This window comes from Methylophaga sp. UBA5088 (assembly GCF_002414625.1).
Classification (GTDB): Bacteria; Pseudomonadota; Gammaproteobacteria; order Nitrosococcales; family Methylophagaceae; genus Methylophaga; species Methylophaga marina.
In genome coordinates this window covers 26,563-33,794 of record NZ_DIAC01000053.1, presented here as the reverse complement: position 1 = coordinate 33,794, position 7,232 = coordinate 26,563, and the positions used below count along the sequence as shown (strand labels likewise).

At 44.9% G+C, this 7,232-nt stretch carries 9 protein-coding genes; 2 read left to right on the top strand and 7 right to left on the bottom strand.

What is annotated here, in order from left to right; all coding sequences use genetic code 11:
* Window positions 1-943 (top strand): mechanosensitive ion channel domain-containing protein (locus tag B4K20_RS07535; protein ID WP_289282450.1); only part of this gene is annotated, 943 nt, incomplete at its 5' end.
* A gap of 68 nt (window positions 944-1,011) precedes the next feature.
* Here the strand turns inward: B4K20_RS07535 and B4K20_RS07530 are convergent.
* Window positions 1,012-1,506: an aminoacyl-tRNA deacylase gene (locus tag B4K20_RS07530; protein WP_289282449.1), complete on the bottom strand. Its 495-nt coding sequence runs from the start codon at window positions 1,504-1,506 to the stop codon at window positions 1,012-1,014.
* Between the two features lie 293 nt (window positions 1,507-1,799).
* Between B4K20_RS07530 and B4K20_RS07525 the strand changes: the two genes are divergently transcribed.
* A complete protein-coding gene (locus B4K20_RS07525; RefSeq protein ID WP_289282448.1) occupies window positions 1,800-2,780 on the top strand; it encodes an IS110 family transposase in 981 nt (326 codons plus the stop codon).
* A gap of 116 nt (window positions 2,781-2,896) precedes the next feature.
* Here B4K20_RS07525 and B4K20_RS07520 read toward each other — a convergent pair whose 3' ends face one another.
* The 6 genes from B4K20_RS07520 to B4K20_RS07495 form a co-directional block, all read right to left on the bottom strand.
* Window positions 2,897-3,160: a Txe/YoeB family addiction module toxin gene (locus B4K20_RS07520; protein ID WP_286305318.1), complete on the bottom strand. Its 264-nt coding sequence runs from the start codon at window positions 3,158-3,160 to the stop codon at window positions 2,897-2,899.
* Complete coding sequence (locus tag B4K20_RS07515; RefSeq protein WP_286305317.1) at window positions 3,153-3,407, bottom strand: type II toxin-antitoxin system Phd/YefM family antitoxin; 255 nt, start codon at window positions 3,405-3,407, stop codon at window positions 3,153-3,155. Before B4K20_RS07515 ends, B4K20_RS07520 begins: the two co-directional genes overlap by 8 nt.
* A gap of 133 nt (window positions 3,408-3,540) precedes the next feature.
* On the bottom strand, window positions 3,541-4,044 hold the full coding sequence (locus B4K20_RS07510) for a hypothetical protein (RefSeq protein WP_289282447.1): 504 nt from the start codon (window positions 4,042-4,044) through the stop codon (window positions 3,541-3,543).
* On the bottom strand, window positions 4,037-4,774 hold the full coding sequence (locus tag B4K20_RS07505) for a tRNA threonylcarbamoyladenosine dehydratase (RefSeq protein WP_289282446.1): 738 nt from the start codon (window positions 4,772-4,774) through the stop codon (window positions 4,037-4,039). Before B4K20_RS07505 ends, B4K20_RS07510 begins: the two co-directional genes overlap by 8 nt.
* A 70-nt stretch (window positions 4,775-4,844) precedes the next feature.
* Window positions 4,845-6,893: a transglutaminase TgpA family protein gene (locus tag B4K20_RS07500; RefSeq protein WP_289282445.1), complete on the bottom strand. Its 2,049-nt coding sequence runs from the start codon at window positions 6,891-6,893 to the stop codon at window positions 4,845-4,847.
* Window positions 6,880-7,232, bottom strand: a 353-nt coding sequence (locus B4K20_RS07495; RefSeq protein WP_289282444.1) for a DUF58 domain-containing protein, incomplete at its 5' end; no start/stop codon positions are given. The genes B4K20_RS07500 and B4K20_RS07495, both read right to left, overlap by 14 nt.

Genomic DNA, 7,232 nt, shown 5'->3' with positions numbered 1-7,232 from the left:
TGCGATGCTGACATGGATTGTGCTGGCCAGCTGGATTGAGCATCGTCTCAATCCTGAAGATAGCGGTCATATGCCCAGTGCCAGAGAGAAAACGCTGTTAACTATTTTCAGGAATGCGGTTGCCATCACCATTACGGTGATGACCGTTATGATCGTTTTATCTGAAGTGGGTATCAATATCGGACCGCTGATTGCTGGTGCTGGCGTGATGGGCTTAGCCATTGGCTTTGGTGCACAAAAACTGGTTCAAGATGTGATTACCGGTATATTTATCCAGCTAGAAAATGCGATTAATACAGGTGATGTGGTCACAGCAGATGGTATTACTGGCGTAGCCGAAAAGCTGACTATTCGTTCGCTGGGCTTACGTGATCTGTCTGGTACATTCCATATTATTCCATTCTCATCAGTGGGGACGGTATCCAACTATATGCGAGAGTTTGCATATCATCTCGGTGAGTATGGTGTGGCTTATAGGGAAGATACTGATCAAGTCATCATCAAATTGCGTGAAGCGTTTGCAGAATTGATGTCTGATGATGAATTACGCTCTCAAATTCTTGATGATGAGCTGGAAGTACATGGTGTGACAGCTCTTGCAGATAGCTCGGTAAATATTCGAGTCAGAATCAAAACGCTGCCAGGCAGTCAGTGGAGTATTGGCCGCGCCTATAACCGTCTGGTTAAACGCCATCTGGATGCTGCGGGTATCGAAATTCCATTCCCACACCTCACTCTTTACTTTGGTGAGGACAAAGAGGGTAAAGCGCCAGCGGCACCTTTACGTATGGTGAATGAGCTTGAAGTGAAAGAGTTATCACATGGTGATACTGAACAAGAAGAGCAGCCAGACTCTCATTCACATCAGGAAAAAGGAGATAAGCGTTCGAAGTCAGCTAAACCTAACCCGAAATATAAAGGTGACTTCGACGACGGGGAGTAGATGCTATCATACAAAAAAGGCTGACATCATCATGATGTCAGCCTTTTTATATAGCGTGTCTTTGCTTTTTACTCTTTCACAAATGTGCCGCGGTCGACATCAGCCATCACTTTTTGTAAGTCAGCTGAGGTTAAGCCCAAGGCGTAACCTAAGACGCCACTGCCAATCACGACATTATCAAATTTTGTCACACTCTCATCGAGTAACACAGTGACGCTGTCAGGCAAAGCAATCGGTGGCACAGCACCTACTACATAGCCCGTCGCTTCTGGCACTTCATCAAATTCGGCCATACGCAGCTTTCGTTCTTCCAGGTGCTTTCTCAAAATGCCCCAGTCAGCTCGACCACCGCTGGCAACGGCTAACAACACATAATTATCCGAACCGGTTTTAAACAACAAACTACGCACCACAGATTTCGGATCATGCCCCTGACTGCTTAACAGTTCTTCCAGGTTACGCACCGGCTTTTTATCTTCGGTTAGTGGAATTTCAATCACTTCAAACGCAATACCTTGTGCTTCAAGTAAATCAGTGACGGGAGAAGAAATCGGCGTACTCATTGTGCCTCCTGTAAGTGCCATAGTTAAGTTTGGATATTAGTCAGTGTACAGTGAAAATCAGATTTTTGAAGTGGTTGTATTTGTTGGGTTTCATGCTTCAACCCAACCTTGTATCTCTCCAGGAATATCTGTTTAGCTAGCAGAGGTTCCTGAACTTGGAGAAGTTGAACCCAACCTTGGCACATGATGCAGAGTCGTAGATTTAACTCCCAAGTTCATTATTCTCACTATATTGAATGGTATCCAAGCGCACTGTCTTTTCAGTGATGCTGTATGAACAAGGGTAATAAGAGATGCACCACATTGGAATTGATATAAGTAAAACCAAGCTGGATTGTTGTTGGTTGAGCGATCCTGAAAATAACAAAATAAAAACCAAGGTATTCAAAAACACGCATGCCGGTCATGATGATTTAGCTAAGTGGTTAACACATCAAACCAAGGCAGCTGCTTCAAGTATTCAGGTTGTAATGGAATCAACGGGTATCTACCATGAACCCATGGCTTGTACCCTACACAAATTAGGTTTTAAAGTCTGTGTACTTAACCCCGCGCGTTCAAAAGATTTTGCAAACAGTTTAGGGAATACCCACAAAACTGATTTAAAAGATAGTGTCATGCTGGCGTTATTTAGCCACAGAATGATGCCAAGAGCGTGGCAGCCAGAGTCTCCTGAAGTCAGAGAGCTCAAAGCATTGCTCGCTCGTTTTGACGCGCTTGAAACCGATCTTCAACGCGAATTGAATCGTCTTGAAAAAGCCCAATTTAGTTGTTCTTCAGACCGTATCATTGAATCAATCACACATATGGTGACTTATCTTACAGCTGAAAAGAAGCAGCTTGAGCAAAGTATTGATGACCATATTGACCGTCATCCTCAGCTCAAAAAGGATAGAGATTTGATGACCAGTATTCCTGGTGTTGGACGAGTAGTATCACGCGTTATGCTGAGCGTCTTACACGGTCATCAATTTGCTTGTGCAGGACAAGTGGCTGCGTTTATAGGTTTGATCCCACGGATACAAGAGTCAGGACAATGGAAAGGTCGAAGCCGTTTAAGCAAGCAAGGATCATCGAAAATCAGAGCCAAACTCTATATGGCCGCAGTCACTTCTGTCTCTTGTAACCCGGATCTTCGTGCTCAGTATCAACGACTACTGAGCAAGGGAAAAAGTAAGATGCAAGCCATTGTGGCGGCGATGAGAAAGCTTGTGCAAATTTGTTTTGGTGTCGTGAAACACCAAAGCGAATATCGGCCACAATGCCTGATTTAGGTTATTGTGCTCGGTTTGGAGAGATGGTATCTACGAAAGAGAGTTTTTTTATTGTGTAGGTTGGGTAAAGCGTTAGCGAAACCCAACGATTGATGATTTTCTTTTCGGTATAGCCGTTAATAATGATAGCGGCAGGAAATAATAGTTATAGCACTGTTATCGACGGCATAGACTAATCTATTGATGTCATCGATTCTCCGTGACCAAAAGCCAGACAAGTTTTCTTTTAAGGCCTCTGGTTTTCCTATGCCTTCAAATGGGGAGCGTTTAACATCAGCAATCAACTTATTGATTCGTTTGAGCGTTTTTTTGTCTTGTGTCTGCCAATATAAATAGCTATTCCATGCTTCATCTGTCCATGTCAGCAGTCGTTTACTCATCCAGTAATTTCCGTTCTGCAACTTTTCCTTGTTTATACTGAGCAATGGATTTATTCAGATGCTCAACGTTTGCGGGGGAACGAAGTAAATGAACGGTTTCCATTAGACTATTGTAATAATCTAATGACATTACCACCGCATCCTGAGAGTCTCGACGTGAAATAACTGTGGTGTCGGCATCATTGATAACTCGATCTAAAACAGCCTTCAAACTATTACGCGCTTCTGTAAAAGAAACAACTTTCATATCACACCTTAATATGTACAATTTATTGTACAAGTATAGATAAAAATTCAATACCTGTACAGAAAGTTGTTCAACTCTACAATCTTATTAAAAGTACTGATATAAAAAGAGAAACAGGTAAGAGCGTGAATGATTATGTGCTACGAACCTGCCATGTGGGCTGTTGTGCTGAATCGATAATATTGAAGTCTTCCAACCATTGACGAGCGTCGTCGGCATCTTGTTCAAACCAGGCCTTGGCACTGCCTAGACGAAAGGTGTAACCCCAGCGATCCATATCTCTGAGCATACGAGATTGGCCCATTTGCTGGATATGGCCGGCTAATAGAATTTGAAGATAACAGACGCCGTTTTCTTCATCGTAATCACCTTCAGCATCAGTATGTAAGTTGGCTCGACGCTTTGGGTCCATACAGATATAGTGACCCGCTTCGTGTAAGACAGAATGAACCGGGGTGTCTGAACGGACGATGAGTTTATTCCCAATTAAACCGGCTTCACGTTCACCAAAAAAACTGCCTGGAATGGCTTCATCTGTTGAGACTTTCTCTATTTCCAAGCCGTATTTGCTGAGTAGGGTGTGTAGTTGCTGCAACATAAAGTCATTGCAGTTAATAACATCCGTCGGATCAGACACGTCGTGAGTCACCGATAATGTGATTGATAACCAGACCTGCTAAGGTTAAGCCAAAGATGGATGGCATATAACTGACCGTGCCATTCACGGCACGTGCCCGACCACGGCTGACCGGTTCTGGTGGTAACGGAGGTAGTGGTGCTTCCAATGAGTACACCGTCTGAATGCCTCTGCCAATACCACGTTTACGTAATTGCCCACGTAAGTGTTTGGCAAGTTTACAAATGGAGGTATCCATTAAATCACCGGTTTTGACTTGGGTGGGATCGAGCTTTCCACCGGCCCCCATACTGGCAAAGACCGTCATCTCGTTGCGCCATGCGGTCTCTAATAAAGCAGCTTTACTGCTTAAGCTATCAATTGCATCGATCACTACATCGTAGTCTTGTGATAATACGGTGGGGATCGACTCTGGTGTTAAAAAGTCGGTGATTAAGGTGACCTGACAGTCCGGGTTAATATCTTTAATACGATCAGCGATGACGTCAGCTTTTAATACATCCACAGTCGAACGTAGCGCAACAAGCTGGCGGTTCATGTTCGAGCCGGACACTACGTCATGGTCAACCAGTGTCATTTTACCCACGCCCATTCTGGCCAAGGCTTCCGCTGTATAAGAGCCCACACCACCAATGCCCGCCAGAAAAATATGGCTGTTTTGCAGCTTTTCGATGCCTTCATCACCAATCAAAATGTGAGTGCGTTCAAACAGGGGATTGGAATGTGCCATGCGTGTTCCTTGAAACCAACAAATTAAGGTTGTCTATTTTCCGTAAATTCACGCAGCTTGGCAAAGACAGTTAACGCTTGGGGTTAAATGCCTTTACTTCTTCACGTAATGAGGCCAGCGTTTGATCGTCTTGTTGGCGATAGCGCCAAGTTGTAAATTGGGTGGTAATGCTCTCAATTTGCTGCTGATACTTGGGTAAGGCGACTTGAGCGCGTTGGGCAAAATCTTGAGGGCCTTCGTAGTCGGCTTTTGTTATGTCCGTTCTAGCTAATTTCTTACAAAATTGCTGATACAAGGCAACAGCTGGATCATCAGGTGAACGTTTAAACCAGACACTCAACATCATAATGAGTCCGGTGAGAACGAATAAGATCGTCAAGACCAGCGTCATTTTCTTCCAGTTTGGATTAGTCATGCCCAGTTTTGATAACAACTCAAGCTGGCGCTCCGGGCCGAAAGACACCACCCACATATCCCAGGCGGTGTTAAATGCGTTCCAGTTATTTTTGAGACTGTTCCATGCCGCGACGAGTTGACTGTGATTGCCAAGCATTGCAGGTGATTGTCTTCCAGGCGGTAATAGCTGTCCGATGCCTTGTTCAATACGTTGATGTGACACAGCGGCCGTTGGATCAATTCTTACCCAGCCTTGACCGGCTAGCCAGACTTCGCTCCAGGCATGCGCGTCACGTTGTCTGACAGTGAGAATATTATCAACCGGGTTAATATCTCCGCCCTGATAACCCGTGACAATACGTGCCGGAATGCCTGCCGCTCGCATTAGCACAGTAAAACTGGCGGCATAGTGTTCGCAGAAACCTTCTTTGGTAGTGAATAAGAACTGATCCACCGTGTCGCCGCGAAGTGCGGGTGGGCTGAGTGAATAGACAAAACCATCGTTTGTAAAAAAGGCTAAGATGGTATCAATATACTGCTGAGGTGTAGCTGATTGCTGCTGCCATTTGTGAGCCAAAGCACGTGTTTTAGTGTGCTTGTTTTCAGGCAGTTGTAATGCGGCATGAAGGTTTGGATCAGATGAAGCATTAAAAGTGTAAGACGGGCTGGATATCAGGGAATATTGTGTGCGTTGTTTAATGGCTTTAGTACTGTTTAGTTGGCCATCTGTCTTGATATGTGTCGAGAGTGATGTTGGCAATTGTGTTGGGAAGTCGAGCGCAAATAACCATTTTTTGTTATGTGGCTCCAACGTCATCTGATAGTTGTAAGCATCTCCTGACACCTGAATATTGGGCTTGGATGAGTCTATATTTTTTTCTGCAATGGGCGACCAGACTGTGCCATTGGTTTTCCATAAAACCGGGCCACGCCAGTAAAGTTCTGACGGGGCAGGTTTGACATTATCAGTAAATTTAACCCGAAAAGCGATGGCATCAGATTGAATAAGCTGACTGATTTTACCCATCTGAATTTGGTCATTAATGCCGGTAGTTCCCTGTGATGGAGGCAGTTCTCCCAAGGTGAGTTGCTCTGTCATTTGAGCAGACTGATTGGCATTTGCATCTTGTGGCAGCCCCCAGATAGGGCCTGAGATGCGTGGGAATAACACAAACAGAAACAGCATCATCGGTGTGGCTTGTAACACCATTTTGCTGGATAACCATAAGCGTTGTTTGATATTGAGTGCACTGACCTGACTGTTCACACTGAGTAAGCAATATCCAAGGCCGATAACCACAATCAGCATTAGCACCACCATAAACACACTTTGGCTGTAAAAGAAGTTGGTAATGACGACAAAGAAACCCAGAAAACAGCTGAGGTAATAGTCACGCAGAGAGCGGATTTCCACCACTTTGAAGGCCAGCATCATAGTGAGTAAAGCGGCACCGGCATCACGGCCAATGGTGAGACCAAACTGGGCAAAAAGCATCACAATAGTCAGCAGGGCTGTGCCGTTGTGTAACACTTTCAACCAGCGACTCGCTGCAGGCAAAGGCCAGTCTTTCCAGTGATGCAATAAGCGCCAGCTAATCATGATCACAAACGTCATGCCTACCCATACAGGCTGGTAGATAATGTGTGGAATAGCCGCAAGACTCAGCGCCAGAATTAAAGCATTGATAGTGGCTTGCGGTGGTGATAAATCAACGGTTTTCATCAAACAACGCCAACAATTTTAAACAATGATGTTGATGAGACGGACCATGAGAAGTAGCGACTTCAGTGTGAGGTAACATCAGGCCATAGCGATCACCTTGTTGCTCTGCCTGGCAAATCCATTGACTGAGCTGAGACAGTTTTTGCTCAGTGTCGTTGATATCAGCCACATCTTCCCAGCGGAATAATATCTCTCTGCCTTGTGGTGATGAGAACTGTTTGCTACGCATCTGATCATCACGAGCCATCGCTTTCCAGGCGACGCGGTGCAACGCTTCACCTTCGCGATAGGATCGTAAGCCTGCAAAATCATCTTCTCCTTGCTGCTCATGCTTGCGTT